Origin of the sequence: Tabrizicola flagellatus, assembly GCF_046295235.1 — a bacterium.
In the GTDB taxonomy this organism is placed as follows: domain Bacteria; phylum Pseudomonadota; class Alphaproteobacteria; order Rhodobacterales; family Rhodobacteraceae; genus Tabrizicola; species Tabrizicola flagellata_A.
Genome location: NZ_JBKBLV010000001.1, coordinates 27,220 through 52,947, shown reverse-complemented (window position 1 = coordinate 52,947; position 25,728 = coordinate 27,220). Strand labels below are relative to the sequence as shown.

The 25,728-nt window shown below is 68.6% G+C and carries 30 protein-coding genes; 12 read left to right on the top strand and 18 right to left on the bottom strand.

What is annotated here, in order from left to right:
* The 3 genes from ACK4IU_RS00315 to ACK4IU_RS00305 form a co-directional block, all read right to left on the bottom strand.
* Positions 1 to 1,179: an aminotransferase class I/II-fold pyridoxal phosphate-dependent enzyme gene (locus tag ACK4IU_RS00315; protein WP_409730520.1), complete on the bottom strand. Its 1,179-nt coding sequence runs from the start codon at positions 1,177 to 1,179 to the stop codon at positions 1 to 3.
* A gap of 165 nt (positions 1,180 to 1,344) precedes the next feature.
* Positions 1,345 to 1,662, bottom strand: coding sequence for a DUF1244 domain-containing protein (locus tag ACK4IU_RS00310; protein ID WP_409730518.1), 318 nt, complete (start codon positions 1,660 to 1,662; stop codon positions 1,345 to 1,347).
* Entirely contained in the window at positions 1,663 to 2,391 is a 729-nt protein-coding gene (locus ACK4IU_RS00305; RefSeq protein WP_409730516.1) for an N-formylglutamate amidohydrolase, read from the bottom strand.
* Positions 2,392 to 2,596: 205 nt separating this feature from the next.
* On the opposite strand from ACK4IU_RS00305, the gene pyk reads away from it, so the two are divergent.
* The 4 genes from pyk to rplT all read left to right on the top strand — a co-directional run bounded on the left by pyk (position 2,597) and on the right by rplT (position 4,985).
* A complete protein-coding gene (pyk, locus tag ACK4IU_RS00300; protein WP_409730514.1) occupies positions 2,597 to 4,042 on the top strand; it encodes a pyruvate kinase in 1,446 nt (481 codons plus the stop codon).
* Between the two features lie 33 nt (positions 4,043 to 4,075).
* Positions 4,076 to 4,300 (top strand): hypothetical protein, encoded by a 225-nt coding sequence (locus tag ACK4IU_RS00295; RefSeq protein ID WP_409730512.1) that lies wholly within the window; start codon positions 4,076 to 4,078, stop codon positions 4,298 to 4,300.
* Between the two features lie 109 nt (positions 4,301 to 4,409).
* A complete protein-coding gene (gene rpmI / locus ACK4IU_RS00290) occupies positions 4,410 to 4,610 on the top strand; it encodes a 50S ribosomal protein L35 (protein WP_409730510.1) in 201 nt (66 codons plus the stop codon).
* Between the two features lie 12 nt (positions 4,611 to 4,622).
* The gene (gene rplT / locus ACK4IU_RS00285; protein ID WP_137113090.1) at positions 4,623 to 4,985 is read left to right on the top strand and encodes a 50S ribosomal protein L20; all 363 of its coding nucleotides are present in this window, start codon (positions 4,623 to 4,625) and stop codon (positions 4,983 to 4,985) included.
* A 4-nt stretch (positions 4,986 to 4,989) separates the two neighbouring features.
* On the opposite strand, the gene ACK4IU_RS00280 is transcribed toward rplT, so the two are convergent.
* Positions 4,990 to 5,772 carry a helix-turn-helix transcriptional regulator gene (locus tag ACK4IU_RS00280; RefSeq protein ID WP_409730508.1) on the bottom strand — a complete coding sequence of 261 codons (783 nt, stop codon included), beginning with the start codon at positions 5,770 to 5,772 and terminating at the stop codon, positions 4,990 to 4,992.
* An 84-nt stretch (positions 5,773 to 5,856) separates the two neighbouring features.
* Between ACK4IU_RS00280 and ACK4IU_RS00275 the strand changes: the two genes are divergently transcribed.
* Entirely contained in the window at positions 5,857 to 6,258 is a 402-nt protein-coding gene (locus tag ACK4IU_RS00275; RefSeq protein WP_409730506.1) for a RidA family protein, read from the top strand.
* A 45-nt stretch (positions 6,259 to 6,303) separates the two neighbouring features.
* Here ACK4IU_RS00275 and truB read toward each other — a convergent pair whose 3' ends face one another.
* The 3 genes from truB to rbfA are packed head-to-tail and all read right to left on the bottom strand — an operon-like array spanning position 6,304 to position 8,339.
* The gene (gene truB, locus ACK4IU_RS00270) at positions 6,304 to 7,206 is read right to left on the bottom strand and encodes a tRNA pseudouridine(55) synthase TruB (protein WP_409730504.1); all 903 of its coding nucleotides are present in this window, start codon (positions 7,204 to 7,206) and stop codon (positions 6,304 to 6,306) included.
* Positions 7,207 to 7,209: 3 nt separating this feature from the next.
* The gene (locus ACK4IU_RS00265; protein WP_409730502.1) at positions 7,210 to 7,932 is read right to left on the bottom strand and encodes a phosphodiester glycosidase family protein; all 723 of its coding nucleotides are present in this window, start codon (positions 7,930 to 7,932) and stop codon (positions 7,210 to 7,212) included.
* On the bottom strand, positions 7,929 to 8,339 hold the full coding sequence (gene rbfA / locus ACK4IU_RS00260) for a 30S ribosome-binding factor RbfA (protein ID WP_149588554.1): 411 nt from the start codon (positions 8,337 to 8,339) through the stop codon (positions 7,929 to 7,931). Before rbfA ends, ACK4IU_RS00265 begins: the two co-directional genes overlap by 4 nt.
* Positions 8,340 to 8,436: 97 nt before the next feature.
* On the opposite strand from rbfA, the gene dapB reads away from it, so the two are divergent.
* Positions 8,437 to 9,246, top strand: coding sequence for a 4-hydroxy-tetrahydrodipicolinate reductase (gene dapB, locus ACK4IU_RS00255; protein ID WP_409730499.1), 810 nt, complete (start codon positions 8,437 to 8,439; stop codon positions 9,244 to 9,246).
* A 60-nt stretch (positions 9,247 to 9,306) separates the two neighbouring features.
* Positions 9,307 to 9,669, top strand: coding sequence for a dihydrodipicolinate reductase (locus tag ACK4IU_RS00250; protein ID WP_409730498.1), 363 nt, complete (start codon positions 9,307 to 9,309; stop codon positions 9,667 to 9,669).
* 24 nt (positions 9,670 to 9,693) lie between these two features.
* Here ACK4IU_RS00250 and ACK4IU_RS00245 read toward each other — a convergent pair whose 3' ends face one another.
* Positions 9,694 to 9,879 carry a DUF1674 domain-containing protein gene (locus ACK4IU_RS00245; RefSeq protein WP_409730496.1) on the bottom strand — a complete coding sequence of 62 codons (186 nt, stop codon included), beginning with the start codon at positions 9,877 to 9,879 and terminating at the stop codon, positions 9,694 to 9,696.
* 69 nt (positions 9,880 to 9,948) lie between these two features.
* On the opposite strand from ACK4IU_RS00245, the gene ACK4IU_RS00240 reads away from it, so the two are divergent.
* Positions 9,949 to 11,181: an RsmB/NOP family class I SAM-dependent RNA methyltransferase gene (locus ACK4IU_RS00240; RefSeq protein ID WP_409730494.1), complete on the top strand. Its 1,233-nt coding sequence runs from the start codon at positions 9,949 to 9,951 to the stop codon at positions 11,179 to 11,181.
* A 234-nt stretch (positions 11,182 to 11,415) separates the two neighbouring features.
* Here ACK4IU_RS00240 and ACK4IU_RS00235 read toward each other — a convergent pair whose 3' ends face one another.
* The 7 genes from ACK4IU_RS00235 to dapD all read right to left on the bottom strand — a co-directional run bounded on the left by ACK4IU_RS00235 (position 11,416) and on the right by dapD (position 18,263).
* The gene (locus tag ACK4IU_RS00235; RefSeq protein ID WP_409730492.1) at positions 11,416 to 12,624 is read right to left on the bottom strand and encodes a lytic murein transglycosylase; all 1,209 of its coding nucleotides are present in this window, start codon (positions 12,622 to 12,624) and stop codon (positions 11,416 to 11,418) included.
* Positions 12,625 to 12,674: 50 nt separating this feature from the next.
* Positions 12,675 to 14,906: a ribonuclease R gene (gene rnr / locus ACK4IU_RS00230; RefSeq protein WP_409730490.1), complete on the bottom strand. Its 2,232-nt coding sequence runs from the start codon at positions 14,904 to 14,906 to the stop codon at positions 12,675 to 12,677.
* Positions 14,907 to 15,081: 175 nt separating this feature from the next.
* Complete coding sequence (locus tag ACK4IU_RS00225; protein WP_409730488.1) at positions 15,082 to 15,516, bottom strand: GNAT family N-acetyltransferase; 435 nt, start codon at positions 15,514 to 15,516, stop codon at positions 15,082 to 15,084.
* The gene (gene dapE / locus ACK4IU_RS00220) at positions 15,513 to 16,664 is read right to left on the bottom strand and encodes a succinyl-diaminopimelate desuccinylase (protein ID WP_409730487.1); all 1,152 of its coding nucleotides are present in this window, start codon (positions 16,662 to 16,664) and stop codon (positions 15,513 to 15,515) included. The genes ACK4IU_RS00225 and dapE overlap by 4 nt, the downstream gene beginning before the upstream one ends.
* An 83-nt stretch (positions 16,665 to 16,747) precedes the next feature.
* Positions 16,748 to 17,092, bottom strand: coding sequence for a hypothetical protein (locus tag ACK4IU_RS00215; RefSeq protein WP_409730485.1), 345 nt, complete (start codon positions 17,090 to 17,092; stop codon positions 16,748 to 16,750).
* Positions 17,089 to 17,436: a hypothetical protein gene (locus ACK4IU_RS00210; protein ID WP_409730483.1), complete on the bottom strand. Its 348-nt coding sequence runs from the start codon at positions 17,434 to 17,436 to the stop codon at positions 17,089 to 17,091. The genes ACK4IU_RS00215 and ACK4IU_RS00210 overlap by 4 nt, the downstream gene beginning before the upstream one ends.
* A 2-nt stretch (positions 17,437 to 17,438) precedes the next feature.
* A complete protein-coding gene (gene dapD / locus ACK4IU_RS00205) occupies positions 17,439 to 18,263 on the bottom strand; it encodes a 2,3,4,5-tetrahydropyridine-2,6-dicarboxylate N-succinyltransferase (RefSeq protein WP_409730481.1) in 825 nt (274 codons plus the stop codon).
* Between the two features lie 80 nt (positions 18,264 to 18,343).
* Here dapD and ACK4IU_RS00200 point away from each other — a divergent pair, with 80 nt between their 5' ends.
* A complete protein-coding gene (locus ACK4IU_RS00200) occupies positions 18,344 to 19,165 on the top strand; it encodes an LOG family protein (RefSeq protein ID WP_409730479.1) in 822 nt (273 codons plus the stop codon).
* A 78-nt stretch (positions 19,166 to 19,243) separates the two neighbouring features.
* On the top strand, positions 19,244 to 19,645 hold the full coding sequence (locus ACK4IU_RS00195; RefSeq protein ID WP_409730477.1) for a hypothetical protein: 402 nt from the start codon (positions 19,244 to 19,246) through the stop codon (positions 19,643 to 19,645).
* Between the two features lie 6 nt (positions 19,646 to 19,651).
* Here the strand turns inward: ACK4IU_RS00195 and ACK4IU_RS00190 are convergent, their stop codons facing one another.
* Both ACK4IU_RS00190 and ACK4IU_RS00185 read right to left on the bottom strand, forming a co-directional pair.
* Positions 19,652 to 20,182 carry an NYN domain-containing protein gene (locus ACK4IU_RS00190; RefSeq protein WP_409730475.1) on the bottom strand — a complete coding sequence of 177 codons (531 nt, stop codon included), beginning with the start codon at positions 20,180 to 20,182 and terminating at the stop codon, positions 19,652 to 19,654.
* Between the two features lie 197 nt (positions 20,183 to 20,379).
* Positions 20,380 to 21,591, bottom strand: coding sequence for a winged helix-turn-helix domain-containing protein (locus ACK4IU_RS00185; RefSeq protein ID WP_409730473.1), 1,212 nt, complete (start codon positions 21,589 to 21,591; stop codon positions 20,380 to 20,382).
* Between the two features lie 212 nt (positions 21,592 to 21,803).
* Here ACK4IU_RS00185 and ACK4IU_RS00180 point away from each other — a divergent pair, with 212 nt between their 5' ends.
* The gene (locus tag ACK4IU_RS00180; RefSeq protein WP_409730471.1) at positions 21,804 to 23,156 is read left to right on the top strand and encodes a cation:proton antiporter; all 1,353 of its coding nucleotides are present in this window, start codon (positions 21,804 to 21,806) and stop codon (positions 23,154 to 23,156) included.
* On the opposite strand, the gene ACK4IU_RS00175 is transcribed toward ACK4IU_RS00180, so the two are convergent.
* A complete protein-coding gene (locus ACK4IU_RS00175) occupies positions 23,092 to 24,321 on the bottom strand; it encodes an FAD-dependent monooxygenase (protein WP_409730469.1) in 1,230 nt (409 codons plus the stop codon). The genes ACK4IU_RS00180 and ACK4IU_RS00175 overlap by 65 nt on opposite strands.
* A 78-nt stretch (positions 24,322 to 24,399) precedes the next feature.
* Between ACK4IU_RS00175 and ACK4IU_RS00170 the strand changes: the two genes are divergently transcribed.
* On the top strand, positions 24,400 to 25,728 hold the full coding sequence (locus ACK4IU_RS00170) for an amidase (protein ID WP_409730467.1): 1,329 nt from the start codon (positions 24,400 to 24,402) through the stop codon (positions 25,726 to 25,728).

Genomic DNA, 25,728 nt, shown 5'->3' with positions numbered 1-25,728 from the left:
TCACCCATAGATGCAGTCGCGGAGCCTGCTCAGCCCGCGCTGCGTTTCTTCTTGGGGGGCGACAAGCGCCACCCGGATATATCCGCGGCCAGGATTCTCGCCCCCGACCTCGCGCGATAGGTAGGCGCCGGGCAGGACCCGCACCCCCGTCTCGCGCCACAACTTGAGGGCCGCCGCCTCGCCATCCTCGACCGGCAGCCACAGGAAGAACCCGCCGCCCGGCGCCCGATAGCCCTGAAGGCCCGCGAAAATCGCATCCGCATCGCGGAACTTCGCCTGATACAGGGCGCGCGAGGCATCGACATGCGCCTCGTCCGCCCAGGCTGCCTCGGCCACACGCTGCAAGGGCAGGGGCAGGGGGGCACCGGCGAAGGCGCGCAGCTTGCGGATGCGCCCCATGCTTTCCGGCCCCGCGGCGACAAAGCCCGACCGCAGCCCCGGCAGGTTCGACCGTTTCGACAGCGAATGAAACACCACGACGCGCTCGGGATCGGCTCCTTGCGCCGCTGCCACCTGCAACAAGCCGGGCGGTGGCGCCTCGCGCCAGATCTCGGAATAGCACTCGTCGGCCAGCACCTTGAAATCATGCCGCTCGGCAAGGGCCAGGAGGTCCGCCAGATACTCCTTCGACGCGACCGCCCCCTGGGGGTTGGCGGGCGAGCAGATATAGGCCAGCGCCACCCGGTCCAGCACGTCCTTGGGCAGGCTGCCGTAATCGGGCAGGAACCCGGTCGCGGCGGTGGCGGGCACATAGACGGGTTCCGCCCCTACGGTCAGCGCGGCCACGGCATAGACCTGGTAGAACGGGTTCGGCATCAGGACGACCGGGGTCTTTCCGGCCTTGGTCTCGGGGCAGAGCGCGATGCAGGCGTTGAAAAGCCCCTCGCGCGTCCCGTTCAGCGCCATCAGCCGGTCATCGGCGACGGTCACGCCATAGCGCCGCGCGATCCAGCCCGAGATCGCGGACAGGAGTTCCGGCGTCCCGTCGTTCGGCGGATAGACGCCGAAGCCCGAAAGGTTCGCGGCAAGGATCGGCCCGACGAACTCGGGCATGGCATGACGCGGCTCGCCGATGGTCATGGCGATGGGTTCGCCGCCCGGGGCGTGCGCATCCAGAAGCTTCCGCAGTCGCGGAAACGCATAATCCGGCAGGTTCGAAAACCGCTCAGGAAACGCCATTGCTGCCTCAATCGCGGGGTCTATGCGCCCCGTTTTCCGGCACGATAGCGGCCCTCGCGCGTGAGGTCCACAAAAAACCCTTCGCGCTGAGAGGCTTGGGCAAGGCTGTGGCATTTTCGTAGGGTGCGCTACAGCGCACCATCCGCCGGTGCGCCCTAGCGCACCCTACGCCTGCTTCGGCCCGACATTCTCGGCGAAAGCCTTGTCGAAGGCCGCCTTCTTGTCCGCATCCGCCTCGGTCTGGTGCAGGGCCACCCATTCGGCATAGGGCATGCCATAGACGATCTCGCGCGCCTCGTCCTTGGTCATCGCGATGCCCCGCTCGGCGGCGGCTTCCTGATACCAGCGACTCAGGCAATTCCGGCAGAAGCCGCCCAGGTTCATCAGGTCGATGTTCTGCACCTCCGGGCGCTTGACCATCAGGTGATGCACCAGAGCCCGGAAGGCCGCCGCCTCCAGCTCGGTCCGCGTTTGGTCGTCCATCTACAGGCCCTCCAGGACTTCGGTCAGGATCGCGGCCAGCCGCCCGGCCCAGTGCGCCTGCTCGGCGGGCGTGGCGATCAGGTCGTTCCGCAGCTCTATAAGTGTGTTGTGTCGCCCCAGCCGCAAGGCATGCCGATCGATCGCGTCGCCCGGCAGGTGGCCCGAATAGGGCTCGTTGTCGCCAATGCAGAGGTCGGCCTCCGCCCGCAACCGCGCGATCAGCGGTTTCGAGAACCGCTCGTCCAGGTGGCTGTACAGCACCCCCACATGCCAGGGCCGCGGCGCCCGGCCGCGCAGGCAGGGGGTGAAGGAATGGATCGCCAGGATCACCCGGTCCGGCCGCACCGCCGCCAGCCGCGCATAGGCGGCGTGATAGGGGCGATAGAGCCGGTCCAGCCGCGCCTCAACGCCGTCCGGCCCGATGTGCCGGTTGGCCGGGATGATCGTCCCGTCGTAAAGCCGCATCACCAGCGTCGGGTCGTCCTCGCCCCGGTTCGGGTCGATCACCAGGCGGCTGAAGTCCGACAGGATCACCGGGCTCTCCAGAAGCCGCCCCAACTCGCGGGCCACCCCCGCCGCGCCCACGTCCCAGGCGATGTGGCGGGCCATGTCCTCGGCCGGGATGCCAAGGTCGCCGCCATTCACCCACTCCGGCACCCGGTTCGACGCATGGTCGCAGGTCACCAGCCAGCGCCCCTTGCGATCCTCGCCCTCGATCCTGAACGCCACGCTTCACCCCTGCAGTCCCGACGCGCTTCTACCCGCAACCGCCCGCCGATGCCAGCGACCCGCGCGCCCCGCGCCGCCGCGCCCAAAATTCTTCGCCGAAGAATTTTGGGCCCCGCCCGGCGGAAGCGGGCGTTGCGGCTTGGCCCGACTTGGTCCATAACGCACGCGGCCCACATCAACGGAACCTATGAGCAGGAGGATGGCGATGCGCCGCCACCGCAACGTGAAGATTGTGGCCACGCTTGGCCCGGCATCTTCGAGCTACGAGATGATCCGCGCGCTCTTCGAGGCCGGGGCCGACGTGTTCCGCCTGAACATGAGCCACGGCTCCCACGACGACATCCGCAAGCGCCACGAGATCATCCGCCAGGTCGAAAAGGACCTCGGCCGCCCGATCGGCATCCTCGCCGACCTCCAGGGCCCGAAACTCCGCGTCGGCGTCTTCGCCAACGACGCCGAGGAGCTGGTCGAAGGCGCGGCCTTCCGCATGGACCTCTCCACCACGCCGGGCGATGCCAAGCGGGTGAACCTGCCGCACCCGGAAATCTTCGCGGCGCTGGAACCCGGCGCGACGCTTCTGGTCAACGACGGCAAGATCCGCCTGAGGGTGAACGCCTGCGGAAAGGACTTCGCCGACTGCACCGTGGAAGTCGGCGGCACGATCTCCAACCGCAAGGGCGTGAACGTGCCCGACGTGGTCCTGCCGCTCGCCGCGCTGTCGGAAAAGGACCGCGCCGATCTGGAATTCGTCTGCGACCTCGGCGTGGACTGGCTGGCGCTCTCCTTCGTGCAGCGCCCCGAGGACGTGATCGAGGCCCGCAGCCTTGCCAAGGGCCGCGCCGCCGTCCTGTCGAAGATCGAGAAGCCGGCCGCGGTGAAGGCCTACGACGCCATCCTCCAGGTCTCGGACGGGATCATGGTGGCGCGCGGCGACCTTGGTGTCGAACTGCCCGTCACCTCGGTCCCCCCGATCCAGAAGCGGCTCGTGCGCGGCGCCCGCGCGGCGGCCAAGCCGGTGATCGTGGCCACCCAGATGCTCGAATCGATGATCGAATCGCCCGTGCCCACCCGGGCCGAGGTCTCGGACGTGGCGACCGCGATCTACGAAGGCGCCGATGCGGTGATGCTGTCGGCCGAATCCGCGGCCGGCAAGTATCCGGTCGAGGCGGTGACCACGATGAACAACGTGGCGATGAGCGTCGAGAAGGATCCGACCTATCTGTCCATCATCGAGGCCAGCCGCGTCGTCCGCCGCGAATCGGTCGCCGACGGCATCGTCGCCGCCGCGCGCGAGATCGCCGAGGCCACGAACATCAAGGCGATCTGCTGCTTTAGCCAGTCGGGCACCACGGCCTCACTGGTGGCGCGCGAACGCCCGCATGTGGCGATCCTCGCGCTCACGCCGCTGATGTCCACCGCCCGGCGGCTGGCGCTGACCTGGGGCACGCATTGCGTAATCACCCCGCCGCAGGAACGCTTCAAGGGCGCGGTGCTCGCGGCCGTGGGCGCGGCGCGGTCGGATGGTTTTGCCACCGAAGAAGACCAGATCGTTGTCACCGCCGGCGTTCCGTTCAACGTCAAGGGCACGACCAACATCCTGCGCGTGGCGCCCTGCGACGAACGCTTGATCTCGCGCGTGGACCCCGAGTAGGCTCTGCCCGCGCGGGGTCATGGGCGAGACGCCATGGACACGGATCTGCTTCTGACGGTCGGGATCGTGCTGCTTGTGCTGTCGGTTCCGTCATTGCTGTCGGCCTGGGTGGAAAGCCGTGCGCCCCGGATGGGGGCGATCATGGCCGTGGTCGCGCTGGGAATGATCTCGGCCGCGCTGATCGAAAGCCCCGGAGGTTATACCTTCGAGGAGGTGCCCGGGGTCGTTCTCAAGACGGTGATGCGCCTGTTCGACTGACGCAATCCGCTTGCACCTTTTCCCGGCTGCCCCTATAGGGGCGGCTTCGATACCCGCACGGCCGGCCATAGTGGCATGCCGAGTCGTGCCTGAAACCACGGAGATGGAAATGCCCAAGATGAAGACCAAGTCGGCGGCGAAGAAGCGCTTCAGCTTCACGGCCACCGGTCGGGTGAAGGCCGGCGTCGCCGGCAAGCGCCACGGCATGATCAAGCGTTCGACGAAATTCATCCGCGAAGCGACCGGCACGATGCTGCTGAACGACAGCGATGCGAAGATCGTCAAGAAATACATGCCCTACGACCGGTAAGGAGAGCAGCACATGTCCCGCGTCAAATCCGGCAAGGTCACGCACGCCCGTCACCGCAAGGTCATCAAGGCGGCGTCCGGCTACTATGCCGCCCGCTCCACCAACTTCCGCACCGCGACCCAGGCTGTCGACAAGGCCAACCAGTACGCGACCCGCGACCGCAAGGTCCGCAAGCGCCAGTTCCGCGCGCTGTGGATCCAGCGGATCAACGCCGCCGTCCGCCTGTTCGACGCCGAGATGACCTATTCGCGCCTCATCAACGGCCTGACCAAGGCCGGGATCGAGGTTGACCGCAAGGTCCTCGCCGACCTCGCCGTGCACGAGCCCGAGGCGTTCAATGCCATCGCCGGGCAAGCGAAGGCCGCTCTGGCCTGATCGGTCAGGTCGAAGGATAAGGAAAGGCCCTGCGGCGACGCGGGGCTTTTTCGTTTTGGTCGTCGAGGCGCCGCTCAAGCTCGGCATAGGGGCAGACATCCGCCTCGAACGGCACATTCCGCCGCCGGAACTGCTTCCCCTCGACCACCACCGGCGCGCTGATCCGGTCCATCCGGAAATGCCGGAAATCGGCCCGCGACGGGTCCCAGGCCACCAGGTACCACAAGGGCGGCAGGATCAGGATAGCCTGCGGCTCGACCTCGCGCCGCGTCTCCGCCCCCTTGGCATCGCGGTAGCGAAAGCGCAGGGATAGTTGCCGCAGGAATGCCGTCTCGAAACAAGGGAGCAGCGCCTCCTCCATCCGCGCGATGTCCGACAGGTCCTGCAGCGGCGACAGAATGCCCACATGCAGGCAGGCCAAGAGCCGCCGCAGGTCGCGCAGCTTGTCCGGGGGCAGCGTCCGCTCGACCTTCGCCAGACCCGTATCCGCCAGATCGGCAAAGGGCAGCGCCCGCGCCGCCCGCATCGTCGCCATGCTGATCACCAGCGCGAACAGCTCGGCGACCGAGACCCGCGCCGTCCCCTGCATCGTCCCAGGGTCAAGCTGCACGCCCCCACCACGCCCGCAGTCGGTCTGGATGACATAGCCCTGCTCGCGTAACGCCCCGATGTCGCGCAGCACCGTCCGGCGCGAGACATTCACCAGCTCCGCCAATTCACCCACCGTCGCGCTGCCGTTGCGGCGCAACAGACGCAGAAGGGACTCCTGTCTCAGGCGGCTGCTCATGCCGGGGGTATAGCATGAATGGTGCCAGAATCTGTCACCGTTTCATCCTACCGGTTCCGACTGACCCACAGAAGGACACGGACCATGACCCAGCCCCAGATCGTCAACCCGCCCCACCTGCCCGACCCGCGCCCGAACGGCTACAGCACTGCTGTCATCACCCCTGCTTCCGGGCGCCTTGCCTTCATCTCGGGCCAGGGCGGACAGGACCCCACCGGCGCGCTCTCCCCCGATTTCGCTACCCAGGTCCGGCAGGCCTATGCCAACCTTTCCACGGTGATCGAGGCGCTCGGCGGCCGGCCCGACCAGGTGGTGAAACTGACGGCCTATGTCGTCGACCACAATATGGCCAAGCTTGGCCCTCTGACCGAAGCCGTGATCCGGATGTTCGGGGGCCGCCTGCCCGCGCAAACCCTGGTCCCGGTCCCGAAACTCGCCATCGACCCCATGCTGTTCGAGATCGAGGCGGTGCTTACCCTCGACTGACCGTGCCAAACCTTGTGGCCGGGGCGGCAGGCCCTGGCCGCAGGCCTACCGGACAAACACCCTGCTCGGGTGCAACTCGCCCCCCCGATAGTGCCCCACAGCGACCGCCAGGCCGTTCAGAGAGGCCCAGCCCTCGGTCCCCCAGTCGGCGTGCCCGATCACCTGCCCCGGATTGCCGTTCCGCAGCCGCACCGCCCCCTCGGGAGTCGCCCGGAACTCCGGCAGGTCCTGCAACCCCAACTCCAGCGGCAACAGCCGGGCGTCCAGCGCATCGGTCTTGGCCTCGGCGTCGATCACCTCCAGCGAGACCCCCTGACCTGCTTCGAACGGCCCCGACCACTCCCGCCGCAGCCATTCGACATGCCCGAGGCACCCCAGCACCTGCCCAAGATCGCGCGCGATCGACCGCACATAGCCGCCCTTGCCGCAGACCATCTCCAGATCGACATGGTCCGCGTCGGGGCGGCCCAGCATGACCAGCCGCTCCACCCAGAGGGGCCGGGCGGCAAGGTCCATCACCTCACCCTCGCGCGCCAGGTCATAGGCCCGCTCGCCATCCACCTTCACCGCCGAATACTGCGGCGGCACCTGGAGGATCTCCCCCCGGAACGCCCCCAGCGCCGCCTCGATCTGCGCGTCCGTCGGCCGCAGTGTCGAGGTCGCGATCACGCGACCCGAGGCATCGTCCGTCTCCGTCGCCGCGCCGAAGCGCACGCGGAAGCGGTAGCATTTCAGCGCATCCGTGATGTAGGGAATGGTCTTCGTCGCCTCGCCCAAGGCCACGGCCAGCACGCCCGTCGCATCCGGGTCCAGCGTCCCGGCATGGCCCGCCTTCTGCGCCGACAACGCCCATTTCACCTTGTTGACCACGGCGGTCGAGGTCACGCCCGCCGGCTTGTCCACGACCAGCCAGCCGCTGATCTCTCGCCCCTTGCGCGTGCGGCCCATGGCTCAGCCCTTCGCGACCACGGTGCCGACGATCGGTCCCATCGGGAACCCGCCGTCATGCCGCCCCAGCGAGGGGGCATAGAGCCGCGAGATGTTGCCGTCGAAATACAGCGCATCCGGCAGGCCCAGCCCGTCGCGGAAGAACCGCGCGAAGGCGTGGAAGTTCACCGCCTCGTTCGAGATCACGAACACCGCCCGGCTACCGTCCTCGCTGACGCCCACGCCGTTGCGTACATAGCGGCTGTCACTGCCGGGTAGCAGTTTCGGATGCAGCTTGCCCTTGATCACCAGCATCGGCCCCGATTGCGTGGCGTGGCGACACGCAGTCTTAGCCTTCTTGAAGGCGCGGCTCTCGATCACCCGGAAGGTCTCGCCGATGCAGAACACACCGTTCGGCAGAAGGCCGAAGTTTCCCGGCCCGTCGCTGGTCACGATGGCCGAGCGTTCCACCCCGTCCTCGACATAGAGACCCACCGGCGACAGGTCGCGGTGATACATCCCGGCGTTCATCGCGAAGCCCAGCGCCTTGCCCTCGGCCGCCAGCGCCAGATCGACGTTGCGGAAACTGCCGTAGGCGCCGTCCGGCCCGGAATGGAACAGCCGCAGGTCCTCGTCCGCTCCGACCTCGCAGACCGTGTAGGAGGCGCCCTCGAAGCTGGTGTCCCGGCAATCTGCCGCCTCTGCCGCCTCCGGGGCCAGCAGAAGGGCCAGGGCAAGCCACTTCATTCCGTGTCGTCCGTCGCGCCGAGGTCGCGCTGCACCGCCGGGTCGGCGAACAGCCGCCGCGTCTCGTCCAGCCGGTCGAAGGTCTCGTCGGGCCGGAACCGCAGGTCGGGCGCGTATTTCAGCGTCAGTTCTCCGGCCACCCGGTGCCGAAGCTCGGCCTTGTTGCGCGCCAGCGCCGCGATCGCCGCCTCGACCGGCACCGACCCCATCAGCGGCATGACATAGACCGTCGCCACCTTCAGATCGGGCGAGCACGACACCTCGCCCACCGTGATCGACATGGCATTCAGTTCGGGGTCGTGGATCTCGGCCCGGTTCAGCACATCCGACAGTGTGCGGCGGATCAGTTCCCCTACCCGAAGCTGACGTTGCGACGGGCCGGACCCGGTATCATGGCGCTTGGACATGCGCGTCCACATAGGCCCTTTCGGCCCGGCCCGCAACGCCGGGCTTCTCACGCTCGCGCGAACCCGCTAGGGAAGGGCGAGCGGCAAGGGGGGCGACATGAGCGATGGTCCGGGACTAGTGGTCACAGGCGCTTCGGGGCGCATGGGCCAGACGCTGATCCGCCTGGCGCAGGGGTCGGACCGGCTGCGCCTCGTCGGCTGCGTCGAACGCGCGGGCCACCCCTGGATCGGCCGCGACGTGGGCGAGGCGATGGGCGGCGCCCCCATTGGCGTGAAGGTCACCGACGACGCGCTGGAGGCCTTCGCCAAGGCCCAGGCGGTGATCGACTTCACCGCCCCCGCCGCCACGGTGGACTTCGCCGCGCTCGCCGCCCAGGCCCGCGCCGTCCACGTCATCGGCACCACGGGGCTTGAACCCCAGCACATCGCCCGGATCGAGGCCGCGGCCCGTCACGCCGTCATCATTCGCGCCGGCAACATGTCGCTTGGCGTCAACCTGCTGGTGCGCCTGACGCAGACGGTCGCCGCCGCGCTCGATGCCGACTGGGACGTGGAAATCGTCGAGGCCCACCACCGCATGAAGGTCGATGCTCCGTCCGGCACCGCGCTGATGCTTGGCCAGGCTGCCGCCGAAGGCCGGGGCGTCAGCCTCGATGATGCCCGCGTCTCTGGCCGCGACGGCATCACCGGCGCCCGGGCAAGGGGCGCAATCGGCTTTTCGGCGATCCGCGGCGGCGACATCGTCGGCGAACATGACGTGATCTTCGCCGGCGAGGGTGAACGGGTGATCCTGCGCCATGTTGCCACCGACCGGGCGATCTTCGCGCGTGGCGCCCTGCGCGCCGCGCTCTGGGGCCAGGGCCAGAAACCCGGGCAATACGACATGATGGATGTGCTGGGCATCTGACGGGTGATCCGATCCGGCGCCAGCCGCGTAAAGCCCCTGTGACTGTGATCGGGGGGTCTCATGCTGCGTCTTGCTGCCGTGCTGTTCCTGCTGTCCGTCCCGCTTCCGGCCGCGGCCAACGGGTTCGAGCCGGTCAAGGACAAGGACCGCTTCCTGACCCTGGTCAAGGATCGCACGCTGCGCATCGGGCTTTACAACCTGTCGATCAGCGTCCTGCCCGACGGCCGGATCGACGGCTCGGCGCTGGGCTGGAAGATTACCGGCAGCTGGTCGTGGAAGGACGGCTACTTCTGCCGCGAGATGGATTGGAGCGGCACGCCGATCCGCTACAACTGCCAGCTGGTCGAGGCGCAGGGGGCCGACAAACTCCGCTTTACCGTCGACCGGGGCAATGGCGACAGCGCCACCTTCCGCCTGCGCTAGGTGCGGCCCGACCGCGGCCGGGCCTCAGAAATCGACCGCGATTCCCTTCTTCTCCCAGTCGCCATAGCGCACCGGCTCGGGCCCGTCCCGACCGCCCAGCTCCTTCGGCAGCGGCGCCTGCGCCGCGGCAGCCTTGCGGCGCGCCTCGGCCTCGGCCAGCGCCCGCCGGGCTGCGGGCGGCAGATCGCCGTTCCTGTCCGACCCTTCCATCCTCGACCCTTCCTTGTCTGGCCTCCCTTCGTGATATAACCCGCATCCCGAACCAGCAAGGGGACGGTCATGGCCGAAGGCATCGCGGCGCGCGCCACCGCAGTCGCAATTCTCGACGGCGTGGTCGGCGAGGGCCGGATGCTGTCGGAATTCTCGGGCGACCATCTTGCCCCCGCCGACCGCGCCCGTGCGCTGCGACTGGCCGAGACCACGCTGCGCCACCTGGAAAGCGCCGACCGGCTGCTGGACCGGCACCTGCGCAGGGCCCCGCCGCTGAGCGTGCGCAACACCCTGCGCCTCGCCGTCGCAGAGCGTTCCCAGGGTGCCCCCGCGCACGGCGTCGTCAATGCCGCGGTCGAGATCACGCGGCGGGGCGGCAGGCGCACCGCGCATCTCGCCGGCCTCGTCAACGCGGTGCTGCGGGCGCTGCCCGATCCCGTCGTGCTTCCGGTGCAGAAACTGCCGCGCTGGCTCCGCCAACCCCTCGTCCACACCTACGGGCGCGACATCGTCTCCGCCATCGAGGCCGTCCACGCCCAGGAACCGCCGCTCGACCTCACCCTGCGTCCGGGCTTCCCCCATCCGGACGGAGAGCTTCTTCCCACCGGCAGCTTGCGCCTCCGCGCCCCCGGCCAGCTCTCCAACCTGCCGGGCTATGCGGAAGGCGGCTGGTGGGTGCAGGACGCCGCCGCCGCGTTGCCGGTGCAACTCCTGCAACCCCGACCTTGCGAACGCATCCTCGACCTCTGCGCCGCGCCGGGCGGCAAGACGCTGCAACTCGCTGCCGCAGGGGCCGAGGTCACCGCCCTCGACATCTCCGCCCCCCGGATGGCCCGCGTGCAGGCCAATCTCTCCCGCACCGGCCTCGCCGCTACCCTCGTCACTGCCGACGCGCTCCACTGGCAACCTGAAGCCCCCTTCGACGCCATCCTCCTCGACGCCCCCTGTTCAGCCACCGGTACCATTCGCCGCCACCCCGACCTGCCCTTCGTCAAGGACGGCTCCGAGCTTCCTTCCCTCACCGCCCTGCAAGCCCGGCTCCTCGACCGCGCCCTTGGCTGGCTGACTCCCGGCGGGCGGCTGGTGTTCTCCACCTGCTCGCTCCTGCCCGAGGAAGGCGAGGCCCAACTGACCGCCGCCCTCTCCCGCCACCCGGACCTCGCCGTGGAATGCCCCGCGCTTGACGGACTCGACCCGGCCAGGTGGACCCCGGAAGGCGGCCTTCGTCTCCGCCCGGACCTCTGGGCGGAACAAGGGGGAATGGACGGTTTCTTCATGGTCCGCCTGCGCAGGCCCGCCTGACCATCACATTTGCCCTTTTCCAAATACTCTCGGGGGTTTGGGGGTGGAAAACTCCCAACTCCGCGCCGACCCGAACAGGTCGGGGAAACCGCCGGCCACGCGGTCGCCGTGGTCCTCCGGCAGGCATGGAAACAGGCCGCCGACCGGGGCCGCGCCAGTGGTTAAGAAATCCCTGACGTCCACGATCAAGATACTGAAAAGACTGGATGAACCGGAAATGTCCACCGTGGACAGCTACCGCAGCGCCTCCAGCACCTCCAGGCTCGGATACCCGTCCGGCACCATGCTTCGCGCCTTCTGGAACGCCTTGACGGCCGCCACGGTCTTCGGCCCCATGCGCCCGTCCACGCCCCCCGGATCGAACCCGGCGCGGCCCAGCCGGTCCTGCAACTCCATCCGCTCCTCCAGCGTCAGCGCCCGCAACTCGCGCGGCCAGCCCGACTGGATCGCCGGACCGCCTTTCAGCCGGTCCGACAGCGACCCGATCGCCACCACATAGGCATCCGCCGTGTTATAGTGCTCGATCACCTGGAAATTCGGCCAGATCAGGAAAGCCGCCCCCCGGTGCCCGCCGGGCAACAGGATCGACCCCGGCCCGTGGTCGGGCAGGTCGGCCCCGAACACTGTCCTGATCCCCATCGCCTGCCAGTCCGCAACCGGCTTCACCACCCGCTCGGTGGTCTGGTCATAGTCGAACCCCTCCGGCAGGCGCACCTCCACCCCCCAGGGCTGCCCCTTTGTCCAGCCCCAGTGCCGCAGGTAGTTCGCCGTGGACGCCAGCGCATCCGCCGGGTCATCGCCCCAGAGGTTCTTCTTCCCGTCCCCGTCGAAATCGACCGCGAACCTCTCCCAGCTCGACGGCATGAACTGCGTGTGACCCGACGCCCCCGCCCATGACCCGGTGAACCGCTCGACATGCCCGCCCGCGACGATCTTCAACGCCGCGATCAGCTCCGCCTCGAAGAAGGCCCCGCGCCGCCCCTCGTAGGCCAGCGTCGCCAGCGACCCCAGCACCGGCAGATCGCCCCGATAGGTGCCATAGGCGCTCTCCAGCCCCCAGACCGCCGCGACGACTTCCTTCTCGACCCCGAACTCCGCCTCGATCCGCTCCAGAAGGGCCCGGTTCTTTTCGATGGCCTTCAACCCCAGCGCCACCCGGTCCTCGGAGACGGCGGTATCCAGGTAATCCCAGATCGTCTTGGTGAACTCGTTCTGGTTCCGGTCGCGCTCCACCACCTTCGGGCTGAACTCCACCCCGCGCATAGCGGCGTCGAAGGTCGCCGCCGAGACGCCCGCCTCCAGCGCCCGCGCCCGGAAATCCCGCAACCAGGCATCCAGCCCCGCCTGAGACCCCATCACATCCTCCACCCCCGCCACCGGATCGGGCAGGATCGTCTGCGCCGCCACCAGACCGGGCGTGACGCCCACCACCAGCGCGCCCAAAATCCTTCGAAGGATTTTACAAAACTTTTCGAAAAGTTTCGCTCCGCCCCTCATCGCCGCTTCCGCACCACCCGCCGCTTCGCCGCCGCCTGTGCGGGCTTGCGGGGGCGATACTTCCCCCCCGCCCGCCGCGGCGGGCGAACCGTCGCCCCCTCCACCGACAACAGGTCCAGGATCAGCCCGCCCGTCACCGGCACCGCCTCGGCCAGCCGCACCATGACCTTCTGCCCGATCCCCAGCGTCAGGCCCGTCTCCGACCCCATCAGCGTCTGGCTGCCTTCGTCATAGTGGAAATACTCCCGCCCCAGCGCCCGCACCGGGATCAACCCGTCCGCCCCCGTCTCGTCCAGCCGGACAAAGACCCCGAACCGCTGCACCCCCGAGATGCGACCCGCGAACTCTGCCCCCACCCTGTCTGCGAGGTAGGCCGCCAGATAGCGGTCGGTCGTGTCCCGCTCCGCCGCCATGCTGCGCCGCTCGGCCTCCGAGATCAGCTTGCCCGTCTCCTCCAGGTTCTCCATGTCCCAGGCCGACAAGCCATCCTTCCCCCAGCCATGCGCCGAGATCAGCGCGCGGTGCACGATCAGGTCGGAATAACGCCGGATCGGGCTGGTGAAATGGGCATAGTTGCGCAGGGCCAGCCCGAAATGCCCGAAGTTCTCCGGGTGATAGTAGGCCTGCGTCATCGACCGCAGGGTGGACAGGTTGATGAGCTCGTCGAACTCCGTCCCCTGCGCCTGGGCAAGCAGCTGGTTCAGGTGCCGGGTCTGCAAGACCTGACCCTTGGCCAAAGTCATCCCCGCGCCTTCCGCCACCTCGCGCAGACCCTCCAGCTTCAGCGACGAGGGTTCCTCGTGCACCCGAAAGAGAAGCGGATGCTTCAGCCGGATCAGCTCCTCCGCCGCGGCCACGTTGGCGAGGATCATCATCTCCTCGATCAGCCTGTGCGCCTCGAGCCGCTCCTTGAAGGTGACCGAAACCACGCGACCCGCGTCGTCCAGCTCGATCTTCCGCTCCGGCAGCTCCAGGTCGAGCGGCTGCCGCACCTCGCGCGCCCGTTTCAGCGCGGCATAGGCAGCATAGAGCGGCTTCAGGACCGTCTCCACAAGGGGTGCAGTCTTCTCGTCGGGCGCCCCATCCACCGCCGCCTGCACCTGCGCATAATGCAGGGAAGCCACCGACCGCATCATTCCGCGCACGAAGCGATGGCTCCGCTTGTGCCCCCCGGCGTCGATCACCATCCGCACCGCAATGCAGGCGCGGTCCACACCCTCGTGCAGGGAACAGAGGTCGCCCGACAGGATGTCCGGCAGCATCGGCACCACCCGGTCGGGGAAATAGGTGGAGTTGCCCCGCTTCCTCGCCTCGCGGTCCAGCGCCGAACCGGGCGTGACGTAATGCGCCACGTCGGCGATCGCGACCCAGATGACGAAGCCGCCGATATTGCCGGGGTCCTTGTCCGCCTCCGCATAGACCGCGTCGTCACGATCCCGCGCATCGACCGGGTCGATGGTCACCAGGGGCAGGTCGCGCAGGTCCTCGCGTCCCGCCAACCCCACGGGCTCGGCCCGGTCGGCCTCGGCGATCACGGCATCGGGGAACACGTCCGGGATGCCATGCTGGTGGATGGCGATCAGGCTGGCTGCCCGTGGCCCCGCCGGATCGCCCAGCCGCGCCACGACCTGCGCCGCGGGCAGCCCCAGCCTGCGACCGCCCACTGCCTCGGCCTCGACCAGCTCGCCGTCCTTCGCGCCCATCGTCATGTCGGGCGAGACGCGCCATTCCTTGTCGTCGCCCTTCTCGATGGGCACTATGCGCCCGCCCTGCGACCCCAGGCGGAACACGCCCAGCACCTTCCTCGGGTTGGACCCCAGCCGCCGGATCAGCCGGGCCTCATAGGCGCAATCATCCAGGTCAACCATCGAAAGCCGCGCCAGGATGCGGTCCCCCGCCGCCAGCGCCGGGTCGCCCTTCTTCGGAATCACCAGGATGCGCAACCCTGCCTCCACCCCCTCTTCCAGCGGCTGCGCGTAAAGGTCCCCCTGCGCATCGGGCGCCAGAACCTGCAAGACGGCCACGGGCGGCAACACCCCCGGCTCGCGGAACCGGCGGACGCTCTTCTCCACCGCCCCCTCGCTTTCCAGCTCGCGCAACAGGCGCTTCAGCTCGATCCTGCCATCGCCCTTGATGCCGAAGGCCTTGGCAATGTCGCGCTTGGCCGAAAGGCCGGGGTTGTCCTGGATCCACTGCCGGATCGCTTCCTTTGAGGGCAAAGTCTTCATGCCTCTGACCTAGCACGCCGCCCCGCCCAAGACTATCCCGCCCAGTCCCTTGCCCCTTGCGAAATACTCTCCGGGGGTCCGGGGGTGGAAAACCCCCGGCGCCCGAGGAGGAGGCGCAGGCCGACGACGAGAGGAAAGGCTCGCGCCGCAAGGCGCTCCGCCCGGTGACCGCCGGTCAGAGGGCGCGGCGCATGTGGCGGTGCGGGATGCCTGCGTCCAGGAACTCCTCGCCCTCGGCCACGAACCCCAGCTTCTCGTAAAAGCCGGTCGCGTGCGACTGCGCGCCCAGACAGGCCTCCGTCACCCCCGGCTGCTTGCGCAGCACCTCCAGCGCCGCGCCGATCAGCGCCGCGCCCAGGCCCGTGCCCCGCATCTCCGGCAGGACACAGACCCGGCCGATCTTGCCTTCCGACCCCTTGACCAGGATCCGCGCCGTTCCGGCGGGACAGGCGCCCTCCCAGGCCAGCAGGTGGATCGCCCGCCCATCCAGCCCGTCCAGTTCGTCCGCCTCGCTGACGCCCTGTTCCTCGATGAAGACCACCCGGCGCAAGGCCTGGCAGGTCGGGATGTCCTGCGTGACCTCGATCCTGAAGCTGCCGGTCCGCGTCACGCGAAATACTCCCGCAGGATCCGACCGTAGATCGCCTTAAGCTGGTGGATATGCGCGATCTCCACCCGCTCGTCCACCTGGTGCATGGTCTTGCCGACCAGCCCGAACTCGATCACCGGGCAATGGTCCTTGACGAAGCGCGCATCCGACGTGCCGCCGCTGGTCGAGGCCACCGGCTTCCGCCCCGTCTCGGCCTCGACAGCGCGCGCCACCAGAGCCGACAGCTCGCCCGGCGGCGTCAGGAAGGCCTCGCCCGAAACGCCGATCTTCAGCCCGATCTCGCAGCCCGTCGCCTCGGCCACCGCCTCGGCCTCGTGCCGCAGCCAGGCCGACAGCGTGTCGCCGGAATGGGTGTCGTTGAACCGGATGTTGACCGTGGCCGTCGCTTGCGCCGGGATCACGTTCGAGGCCGGGTTGCCGCAGTCGATCGTGGTGATCGCCAGTGTCGAGGGGTCGAAATGCTGCGTCCCCCGGTCCAGCGGTTCGGCGTCGAGCTTCGCCAGCAGTTTCACCAGCGCCGACAGCGGGTTCTTCGCCCGGTGCGGATAGGCGGAATGGCCCTGCACCCCGGTGACGGTGATCTTCGCCGTCAGGCTGCCGCGCCGGCCGATCTTCATCATCTCGCCCATCTGGTTCGGACAGGTCGGCTCGCCCACCAGGCAATGCGTCATCCGCTCGCCGTTGAAGGCCATCCAGTCCAGGATCGCCACCGTCCCGTCCTTGCCCTCGCCCTCCTCGTCGCCGGTGATCGCCAGGATCACCGCGCCGTCGGGGGGCGTCTCGCGCACGAAATCCACCGCCGCCGCGACAAAGGCCGCAACGCCCGACTTCATGTCGCAGGCGCCCCGGCCGTACATGACCCCGTCCTTCACCTCGGCCCCGAACGGATCATGCGTCCAGGCCGCCGCATCCCCCACCGGCACCACATCGGTATGCCCGTTGAACCCGAAGGCCCGGTTCGCGCCCTGCTTGCCCCAGCGCGCGTAGAGGTTGGCGATGCCTCCCCGGTCCACCCGCGTGCAGCTGAACCCCGCCGCGCCCAGCACCTCGGCCAGAAGCCCGATGGCCCCGCCGTCCTCGGGGGTCACCGAGGGACAGCGGATCAGCCTTGCGGTCAGGTCCACGGGGTCGAGAGGCGCGAAAGTCATGGTCAGGTCCACAGGTGCGGGATCGGAAGGCATCCCTATCCGCTTGCCCCCGGTCCTGCAACCGCAAGGCGACGCCCCGGGCCTCAGTCGAAGAAAGGCGTGACCTCGGCCACGATGACCGAGTTCTCCTTCAGCGCGCGCTCCATCAGGAAACGCTCCTCGTCGTCGATCTCTTCCCCGGCCCTGGTCCGCTCGTCCAGGTTGCCCAGCCCCTGCACCTCCAGCGGCGCCATGTCGGCCTCCTTCAGGATCGCCACCGTCTCGCGCACCGCCTCGGCCTCGTCCACGCCGCTCGCATAGCACAGAAGCGCCGCCCCCGTGGCGCGCGGAGGCAGCCCGTCGCCCTCCTTGCGGCCGACCTGGACGATCAGCGAATAGACCTGCTGCGGGCGCTTCGGCTTGCCGGCGTCTCCGGGTGCATCGCTCATTCGCAGCGCTCCAGCAGGCTGACATGGCCGTCCTGGACCATCGCCAACCCCTCCGGCACCCGCATCAGCATCATCCGGTAGCTGTAGCTTTCGCCCTCGCCGTCGCACTCGGCATCATACAGCACCGCCGACATCCCCCGCACCTCGACCGGATTGGTCAGCCGGCACAGGCTCTCGACCCCGTGGAACTGACCGTCCCGGATCATCAGGGCGCCCCCATCGGAACCCACGGTCCGGCAGTCCCAACTGTCCGCGCCATCGGGCCGGTACACCCCGTCGAACGGCCCGGCCGCCACCGCACCCGCCGACACCGCCAGAAGAAAGACCGCCCCGATCCCGCGCATCCTCAGTCCCTCAGAAGTTCGTTGATGCTGGTCTTGGCGCGCGTCTGCGCATCGACCTTCTTCACGATCACAGCGCAGTAGAGGTTCACGCCCCCCTTCGACGGCATCGACCCGGCAACGACCACCGATCCCGCCGGCACCTCGCCATACATCACCTCGCCGGTCTCGCGGTCCACGATCTTCGTCGATTTCCCGATGAACACGCCCATCCCCAGGACCGACCCCTCGCGGACAATGCAGCCCTCCACCACCTCGGACCGCGCGCCGATGAAGCAGTTGTCCTCGATGATCGTCGGGCCCGCCTGCATCGGCTCCAGCACCCCGCCGATGCCGACCCCGCCCGACAGGTGCACGTTCTTGCCGATCTGGGCGCAGCTGCCGACCGTGGCCCAGGTATCGACCATGGTGCCCTCATCGACATAGGCGCCCAGGTTGACGAAGCAGGGCATCAGCACCGCGCCCTTGGCGATGAAGGCCGACCGGCGCACCACGCAGTTCGGCACGGCACGGAACCCCGCCGCGCGCCATTCGCTGTCGCCCCAGCCGGCGAATTTCGAATCCACCTTGTCCCACCAGGACCCGCCCTGCGGCCCGCCCGACTGCTGCGCCATGTCGCGCAGACGGAAGCCCAGGAGCACCGCCTTCTTCGCCCACTGGTTCACATGCCAGTCCTGCCCGCGCTTTTCCGCCACGCGCAGCGTGCCGGCGTCCAGCGCGGCCAGCGTCGCCTCGATGGCATTGCGCATCTCGCCCCGCGTGGCCGGGCTGATGGTCTCCCGTGCCTCCCAGGCGGCTTCGATGGCGACTTCAAGCTCGGCATGGGTCATGCGAAATTCCCTTTTCGGTTGGTCACGGGCCAGCCGACCCTATAAGCCTTGCACCAGTGCCACGCAATCCGAGCGAGTTGATGACCGAAGACCACCGCAGCCACCAGTTCCGCGATTCGATCGAGGACGCCGCCGCCGTCCGCCGCATCCCCGAGACGCCGCAGACCCGTGCGCCGGCCTACCGGCTGGCCTTCCTCGACCGCGACTTCATGCTGCGCGACGAACTGCGCCCGGTGCGGCTTCAGCTGGAGCTTCTGAAGCCGCAGATGGTGATGGACGAACGCGGGATCGAATCGACCGTGGTCATGTTCGGCGGCGCCCGCATTCCCGCGCCGGAACACCGCGACCGGGCGGCGACCCCGGTGCTGGCGAGCCTGTCGCATTACTACTCCGAGGCGCGCCGCTTTGCCCGGCTGATGACGGAACGGAGCCTTGCCAGCTATGGCCGCGAATGGGTGATCTGCACCGGCGGCGGCCCCGGCGTGATGGAGGCCGGCAACCGCGGCGCGGACGAGGCCGGGGGACAGTCGATCGGGCTGAACATCGTCCTGCCGCACGAACAGGCCCCGAACGGTTTCGTGACGCCCGACCTGTCGTTCAACTTCCACTACTTCGCCATCCGCAAGATGCATTTCCTGATGCGGGCGAAGGCCGTCGTGGTCTTTCCCGGCGGCTTCGGCACGATGGACGAGATGTTCGAAAGCCTGACCCTGATCCAGACCGGCCGCATGAAGTCGGTCCCCTTCCTCCTGTTCGGCCGCGACTGGTGGGAAAGCGTGGTGAACTGGCAGCAACTGGCCGATGCCGGGGTCATCAGCCCCGAGGACCTGTCGCTTTTCGCCATGGTCGAGACGGCGGAAGAGGCGGTCGCGGTGATCGACGGGTGGGAGGCGCCCGAGTAGGCAGGCCGGCAGTCCATACCTTGTCACTTCAGTCGCGATCGGATTGACTGCCTGCGTTCAATTCTTGTGGAGCGACTGATGCGGAATTTGTCTGTCTTGATTTGCGGGGCCACGCTGCTGGCGGGCTGTGCCGGTGAAATGACCGGCCAAGTGCGCGGGACAGGCGAGCGCGTCAAGTTCACCTACGAACAGGGCATGGACTCGGACAAGTACATGGCAACGATCGGAGGTGAAACCTTTGTCGGAAAGGCCGTGATGGATGGTTCTTCGTCTGGCGTCGGGACGGCATTTGGCGACGGGATGACCGCAGCAATCTTCGGATCATCGACGACAAATCGCTTCGTTGCCGTGCTCCTCGGCAACAAGGGAAGTTCACTGAACTGCCAGATGAGATACGCGGATTCCTCCGGCTTCACCACCTCTGGCGGGGTCGGAGTCTGTCAGCATTCCGATGGTCGGATCATCGACGTCATCTGGTAGACGCTGTCACGGCGCGGCTTCCTTCGCCGTCCACCCCTGCAACCAGACCTTGCCCTCCCGGACACCGCCCCGGATCAGGAACCCGGGCTCCTGCACCTCGGGATGGGCCTCGGCCCAATCGCGGAACCGGTCGTTGGTCACGATCCTTGCGTCGAACTCGCGCGCCGTCTGCAACAGGAACGGGTCGGCCTGCGTGCCCTTGGCCACCACCAGGACCTGCCGCTCCTCCAGACCCAGAAGGCGTGCGAACTCGCCGTCATGCAGGTAGCGGCCGAACAGCTTCCAGCCCGCGTTCGCGTCGAAGACGACGCCCGGCACGAAGCCCTGGCCGGCCACCGTGCGCACCACCTCCTGCACCACGCCAAGGTCTGGTGCGTTCTCGCGCCAATGCATGACGTTCGACCCGTCGATCAGGACCCAGGCTTCCGGCCCGCCTTGCGACCGCTCGCCCGTGGGGCGTCGCAGCCACAGGACCAGAAACGTTGCCGCAAGGGCCGCAGCAAGAAGGGCGAGGTAGAGGATCGTGTCGTCTGTCAATCTTCCGGGGTCCGCAACGCGCTGATCGGCAAAGTCTAGCCGCGCGCGATGTCGTCTGCCAAGCGGCGCACAGCCGATTCGCCCGGCATGGTAAATCCCGCATCTGCCCGCTTCGCGTCGGGACGGAAAGCCGACGCATGCCAGACGGATGCCAGACCGTTAACCTGTTCGAAATGTCCTGATTTAACACAGCGTTCTCAAAGGCTTGACCGCATCAAGGTCTCCCTCTCCCATCCATCCGCGAACTCGACCCTGTCGCAGCCCGCGAAAACCGCCAGCCGGTCCAGCTCTCCCTCCAGCTTCGCCCGGCGGCCCTTGGTCAGCTTCACCCCGACCTCGGGCCAGAAGGCCTTGACCCGCAGGCTACCAACATCGCGGAAGGCCTTCACGTCGATCCGCCCGACCAGCCGGTCGCCCTCCAGGACCGGAAAGACATAATAGCCATAAACCCGCTTCGGCTCGGGCACGAAGACCTCGATCCGGTAGTGGAAGCCGAACAGGAACTCGGCCCGGTCGCGGTCGCGAAGCGCTGGGTCGAAGGGCGACAGGATGCGCAGGCGGGGGGTGGGTTCGGGCGGATCTTCCTCCAGAATCTCCGCGAAAATGAAGACCTTGTGCCGCTGGCCCCCGGCGCCTTCGACCTCGGCCGCGACGATCTCGCCCTGGCCGAGCGCCGCACGGCACCAGTCCTTCGCGGCCTCCGGCCCGACCGCGTTCCAGTAGGCCGCGATCTCTCCGCTGGTGCCGAAGCCCAGATGCCGCAGCGCCGAGCGGCAGGCCCAGTCCGTCACCGTCTCGGCCGGGACGGGGGAGCGATGCGGCTCGGGGATCACCCGTTCGGTCAGGTCGTAGATCTTGGCGAACCCCTCGCGACGGGTGACTGCCAGCCGGCCCGTCCGCCACAGCCATTCCAGCGCGGTCTTCGAGGGATGCCAGTCCCACCAGCCACCCTTGCCGCGTTCTTCCCCCTCGCCGACATCGGCCGTGCCGACCGGACCATCTCTGGCTATCCGATTGAGAATGCTGTCGAATTGCGCCTCATACCCCTCGCGGAACCACCGCTTCCAGTTCGCCTCCAGCCGCACCGCATCGCGCCGGAAGCGATGCTGCCAGACCCCGTGCAAGGCCACCGGCAGGATCGAGGCGTCATGCGTCCAGTGCTCCCAGAGGCTCCGGTCCCGTTCCAGCAGACGCTTCAGCGCGGCAGGGCGATAGGACTGCCGGCGCGACCACAGGATCATGTCATGGGCCCGCGCGACGGTGTTGATGCTGTCCACCTGGACGAACCCGATCCGCGCGATCAGGTCGTGCAGCGCCTGGCCCGAGGCGGGACCCCGGGGCGGCTCGGCCAGCGCATGGCGGTGCAGGAACAGGCGGCGGGCGCGGAGGTTCGGGATCAGCGGGGTCATCTCCAAGCCGTAACATTGCAAACTGTTTCGGCAAATGCGCGAATCGTGACCTTTCGGAACGGCACAGCCGATTGCATCGCGTCGATCCTTGCCTACTATCCTGTTGTCTCCTGACAGGATTTCCCGACTGGCGACTGGCCGGACCCCGTGGCTCGGGGCTGCCGGCCGGAAAGGATGCAGAAGGTTTGCCGCACGAAACGCCCCTGATCACCATGCTTGTCGCCGGCTTCGGGCTGGCCTTCCTGTTTGGCCTGATGGCCCAGCGGCTGAAGCTGCCGCTGATCGCGGGCTACCTGCTTGCGGGAGTGGTGATCGGCCCCTTCACCCCCGGCTTCGTCGCCGATACCGACCTTGCGGGCGAGTTGGCCGAGCTTGGCGTCATTCTCTTGATGTTCGGGGTCGGCCTGCATTTCTCGCCCCGCGACCTGATGGCGGTGAAGGGCATCGCGCTGCCCGGCGCGCTGGGCCAGATCGCGGTGGCGACGCTGGCCGGCACCGGGGTCGGCTGGGCGATGGGGTGGAGCCTCGGGGCCGGGCTGATCTTCGGCATCGCGCTGTCGGTCGCCTCGACCGTGGTCCTGCTGCGTGCGTTGCAGGACCGCGAACTGATCCAGACCGACAAGGGCCGCGTCGCTGTGGGCTGGCTGATCGTCGAGGACCTGGTGATGGTGCTGGCGCTGGTGCTGATCCCGCCGCTGGCGGGCCTCCTGGGCGGGACGGCGATGCCGGTCAGCGAGGATGCCGAGATCGTCGCGGAAGTCACCCAGAACATCGGCCTCGGTCCGATCGCGGCTACCGTATTGATAACGTTGGTGAAAGCGGCGGCCTTCGTGGCCCTCATGCTGGTGATCGGCCGCAGGGTCATCCCCTGGGTCCTGCATTTCGTGGCCCATACCCTTTCGCGTGAGCTGTTCCGGCTGGCGGTCCTCGCCATCGCGCTGGGCGTGGCCTATGGCGCGACGCATTTCTTCGGCGTCTCCTTCGCGCTGGGGGCTTTCTTCGCCGGGATGGTGATGTCCTCCTCGACCCTGTCGCAACAGGCCATGCGGGAAACCCTGCCGCTGCGCGACGCCTTCGCGGTCCTGTTCTTCGTCTCGGTGGGCATGCTGTTCAACCCGGCGATCCTGATGTCGAAACCCCTGGCGCTACTCGCCACGGTGACGATCATCGTCGGCGTCAAGGCGGCGGCCGGGTTCTACCTGGTCCGGCTTCTGGGCGAGGGGCGCGACATGGCGCTGACCATCGCGGCAAGCCTGGCGCAGATCGGCGAATTCTCGTTCATCCTGATCACCATGGGCGCGAAACTCGACATCGTCCCGCCCGAGGCGCGCGACCTGGTGGTGGCGGGTGCGATCCTGTCGATCCTGGCCAACCCGCTGTTGTTCCACCTGCTCGACCGGCGCGAGGCGCGCAAGGTGGAGGCTCCTCGTTCGCCTTCGGCTCCTCCTCGCGAGGAGGCTGCGAGGAGTGCCGAAGGCGTCGATGAGCCTTCGGCAGAGCCTACACCGGACGCCCCGTCAGAAGGCGCGGAAGCTCGCCCGTCAGCCCCGCCGCTTGCCGGATGAAGCCGCGGCGCAGGCCGGGCAGGGCGCCGATCACCCCCATCCCGAGATCGCGCCCCAGCCGGAGAAGCGGATTGTCGCTGGAAAACAGCCGGTTCACCCCGTCCATGCCCAGGGCCAGCGCTGTCGCGTCGAACCGGCGCCAGCGCTGGTATTCCTCCAGCGCGGCGGGGCTGCCCGGGTCCTCGCCCCGGCGGCGGGCGAGGATCAGCACCTCGGCCAGCGCCGCCACATCACGCAGGCCGAGGTTCAGCCCCTGCCCGGCGATCGGATGCACCCCATGCGCCGCATCGCCGACCAGCGCCACGCGGGGGGCAATGAAGTGTTCGGCCAGGGACAGCGACAGGGGATAGGTGAACCGGTCCCCGGCCAGCGCGATCTGCCCAAGGAAATCGCCGAAGCGGGGGCGAAGCGCCTCGAGATAGGCGTCATCCGGCAGGGCCTGGATCGCGGCGGCGGTGGCGTCCGTCTCGCTCCAGACGATGCTGGAATGGTGACCGCCCTTCAGGGGCAGTATCGCCAGCGGCCCCGAGGGCATGAAGAACTGGTGCGCGATACCCTGGTGGTCGCGTTCGTGCCGGATCGCGGTGACAAGCGCGGTCTGGCCGTAGCCCCAGCCGACGCGGCGGATCCCCGCGCGGGCGGCCACGCCAGAGCCGCGCCCGTCGCAGCCGACGAGCAGTCCCCCCGTCAGCCGGTGCTCCGAAGCAAGCGTCACCGTTACCCCCGCCGGCCCGACCTCCTGCGCGACGACGCTTTCGCCCGAGAGTAGCGTCACCCCCGGCGCGGTCTGCATCGCGGCAAGGAAGGCCGCGTAGAGATGGCGGTCCTCCAGCATGTGGCCCATCGGGCCTTCCTCGATCTCGGCCGCGTCGAACTGCAGGAAAAAGGGCGCCGCCCCCTCGCCCGCGCGGCCGTCCGAGGCCTTGATCTGCAGGATCGGCTGTGCCCGGTCGGCGACCGCGGGCCAGATGCCGATGGCGGTCAACAGGCGGACCGAGGCGATGGCCAGCGCATAGGCGCGCCCGTCGAACCCCGCCTCGGCCCGGGCAGGCGCGGGGCGGGCGTCGATCACCGTTACCCGGAAGCCGCCCTGCGCCAGCGCCAAGGCCAGCGCGGGGCCGTTCAGCCCTCCGCCCGCGATCAGGATATCGGCGTCCCGTTCCATGCCCCTCTACATACCCCGCGCCGACGGATTGTCCATGCGTCGCCAAGCCGCTACGGTCGCCGGAAAACGGGGGATGCCATGACCGGAACCTGGGCGCACATGACCGCAGCCGAACTCGGGCGCGAGATCGACGCGGGCCGCATCCATCCGGTCGAGCTGACCGAAGCCTTCCTGCACGAGATCGAAACGCATCCCCTCGCCGCCCGGATCTATGCCCGTGCCACGCCGGCCCGGGCACGGGGCGAGGCGATGGCCGCCGCCGCCCGCGCCAAGGCGGGCCTGCGCCGGGGGCCGCTCGACGGGGTGCCGCTCAGCTGGAAGGACCTGTTCGACACGGCGGGCGTGGCGACCGAGGCGGGGTCGGCACTCTTGAAGGGCCGGGTGCCCGAGCGGGATGCGGCGGTGCTGGAGACGGCGACGCTGAACGGGTTGGTGTGCCTCGGCAAGACGCACATGTCGGAACTGGCCTTTTCCGGGCTGGGCATGAACCCGGTGACGGCGACGCCGCCCAACTTGAACGACGACCGCGCGGTGCCGGGCGGGTCGTCCTCGGGCGCGGCGGCCTCGGTGGCCTTCGGGCTGGCTCCGGCGGCCATCGGGTCGGATACCGGCGGATCGGTGCGGATCCCGGCGGCCTGGAACGACCTCGTGGGGCTGAAGACCACGCATGGCAGCCTGCCCACCGAAGGGGTGGTGCCGCTTTGCGAACGCTTCGACACGATCGGGCCCCTGGCACATTCGGTCGAGGACTGCGCCTTGCTGCTCGAGGCCATGGGCGGGGCGCGGGCCGACCTGGGCGGTGCGACGCTGGCCGGGATGCGGCTGGCGGTGCTCGAGACCGTCGCGCTGGACGATCTGCGGGCGCGGCCGGCGCAGGGCTTCGAGGATGCGGTGGCGCGGCTGGCGCGGGCCGGGGCGCGGATCGAGCGTTTCGCCATGCCCGAAGTGGCCGAGGCGATGGGGCTTGCCGCGGTGCTGTTCACATCCGAAGCCTATGGCATCTGGCGCGAGACCATCGAGCGCGCGCCGCAGAAGATGTTCTCGCGCATCCTGGAACGCTTCCGGTCGGGTGCCGGGATCCTGGCCACCGACTATGTCGCCGCCTGGCGCCGGCTTGAGGTGATCCGGCGGCTCTGGTCCGACCGGGAGGCCGCGTTCGATGCGGTGCTCTTGCCCTCGTCGCCGATCCTGCCGCCGGATGCGAACCGGCTGATGACCGACGACGCCTATTATGTGACCGAGAACCTCCTGGCGCTGCGCAACACCCGGATCGGCAACCTGATGGGGGGCTGCGCGCTGAGCCTGCCGACCTCGCAGCCCTCCTGCGGAATCGGCCTCATGGCCGGGCCGGGGCAGGAGGCGCGGCTGTTGCGGCTGGGTGCTGCGGCGGAACGGGCGCTCTTGTAG

Bases quoted from the DNA above. Each gene is read 5' to 3' on its own strand.
- ACK4IU_RS00315 (WP_409730520.1), bottom strand. From the start codon at position 1,179: ATGGCGTTTCCTGAGCGGTTTTCGAACCTGCCGGATTATGCGTTTCCG.
- ACK4IU_RS00310 (WP_409730518.1), bottom strand. From the start codon at position 1,662: ATGGACGACCAAACGCGGACCGAGCTGGAGGCGGCGGCCTTCCGGGCT.
- pyk (WP_409730514.1), top strand. From the start codon at position 2,597: ATGCGCCGCCACCGCAACGTGAAGATTGTGGCCACGCTTGGCCCGGCA.
- ACK4IU_RS00295 (WP_409730512.1), top strand. From the start codon at position 4,076: ATGGACACGGATCTGCTTCTGACGGTCGGGATCGTGCTGCTTGTGCTG.
- rpmI (WP_409730510.1), top strand. From the start codon at position 4,410: ATGCCCAAGATGAAGACCAAGTCGGCGGCGAAGAAGCGCTTCAGCTTC.
- rplT (WP_137113090.1), top strand. From the start codon at position 4,623: ATGTCCCGCGTCAAATCCGGCAAGGTCACGCACGCCCGTCACCGCAAG.
- ACK4IU_RS00280 (WP_409730508.1), bottom strand. From the start codon at position 5,772: ATGAGCAGCCGCCTGAGACAGGAGTCCCTTCTGCGTCTGTTGCGCCGC.
- ACK4IU_RS00275 (WP_409730506.1), top strand. From the start codon at position 5,857: ATGACCCAGCCCCAGATCGTCAACCCGCCCCACCTGCCCGACCCGCGC.
- truB (WP_409730504.1), bottom strand. From the start codon at position 7,206: ATGGGCCGCACGCGCAAGGGGCGAGAGATCAGCGGCTGGCTGGTCGTG.
- ACK4IU_RS00265 (WP_409730502.1), bottom strand. From the start codon at position 7,932: ATGAAGTGGCTTGCCCTGGCCCTTCTGCTGGCCCCGGAGGCGGCAGAG.
- rbfA (WP_149588554.1), bottom strand. From the start codon at position 8,339: ATGTCCAAGCGCCATGATACCGGGTCCGGCCCGTCGCAACGTCAGCTT.
- dapB (WP_409730499.1), top strand. From the start codon at position 8,437: ATGAGCGATGGTCCGGGACTAGTGGTCACAGGCGCTTCGGGGCGCATG.
- ACK4IU_RS00250 (WP_409730498.1), top strand. From the start codon at position 9,307: ATGCTGCGTCTTGCTGCCGTGCTGTTCCTGCTGTCCGTCCCGCTTCCG.
- ACK4IU_RS00245 (WP_409730496.1), bottom strand. From the start codon at position 9,879: ATGGAAGGGTCGGACAGGAACGGCGATCTGCCGCCCGCAGCCCGGCGG.
- ACK4IU_RS00240 (WP_409730494.1), top strand. From the start codon at position 9,949: ATGGCCGAAGGCATCGCGGCGCGCGCCACCGCAGTCGCAATTCTCGAC.
- rnr (WP_409730490.1), bottom strand. From the start codon at position 14,906: ATGAAGACTTTGCCCTCAAAGGAAGCGATCCGGCAGTGGATCCAGGAC.
- dapE (WP_409730487.1), bottom strand. From the start codon at position 16,664: ATGACTTTCGCGCCTCTCGACCCCGTGGACCTGACCGCAAGGCTGATC.
- ACK4IU_RS00215 (WP_409730485.1), bottom strand. From the start codon at position 17,092: ATGAGCGATGCACCCGGAGACGCCGGCAAGCCGAAGCGCCCGCAGCAG.
- ACK4IU_RS00210 (WP_409730483.1), bottom strand. From the start codon at position 17,436: ATGCGCGGGATCGGGGCGGTCTTTCTTCTGGCGGTGTCGGCGGGTGCG.
- dapD (WP_409730481.1), bottom strand. From the start codon at position 18,263: ATGACCCATGCCGAGCTTGAAGTCGCCATCGAAGCCGCCTGGGAGGCA.
- ACK4IU_RS00200 (WP_409730479.1), top strand. From the start codon at position 18,344: ATGACCGAAGACCACCGCAGCCACCAGTTCCGCGATTCGATCGAGGAC.
- ACK4IU_RS00195 (WP_409730477.1), top strand. From the start codon at position 19,244: ATGCGGAATTTGTCTGTCTTGATTTGCGGGGCCACGCTGCTGGCGGGC.
- ACK4IU_RS00185 (WP_409730473.1), bottom strand. From the start codon at position 21,591: ATGACCCCGCTGATCCCGAACCTCCGCGCCCGCCGCCTGTTCCTGCAC.
- ACK4IU_RS00180 (WP_409730471.1), top strand. From the start codon at position 21,804: ATGCTTGTCGCCGGCTTCGGGCTGGCCTTCCTGTTTGGCCTGATGGCC.
- ACK4IU_RS00175 (WP_409730469.1), bottom strand. From the start codon at position 24,321: ATGGAACGGGACGCCGATATCCTGATCGCGGGCGGAGGGCTGAACGGC.
- ACK4IU_RS00170 (WP_409730467.1), top strand. From the start codon at position 24,400: ATGACCGGAACCTGGGCGCACATGACCGCAGCCGAACTCGGGCGCGAG.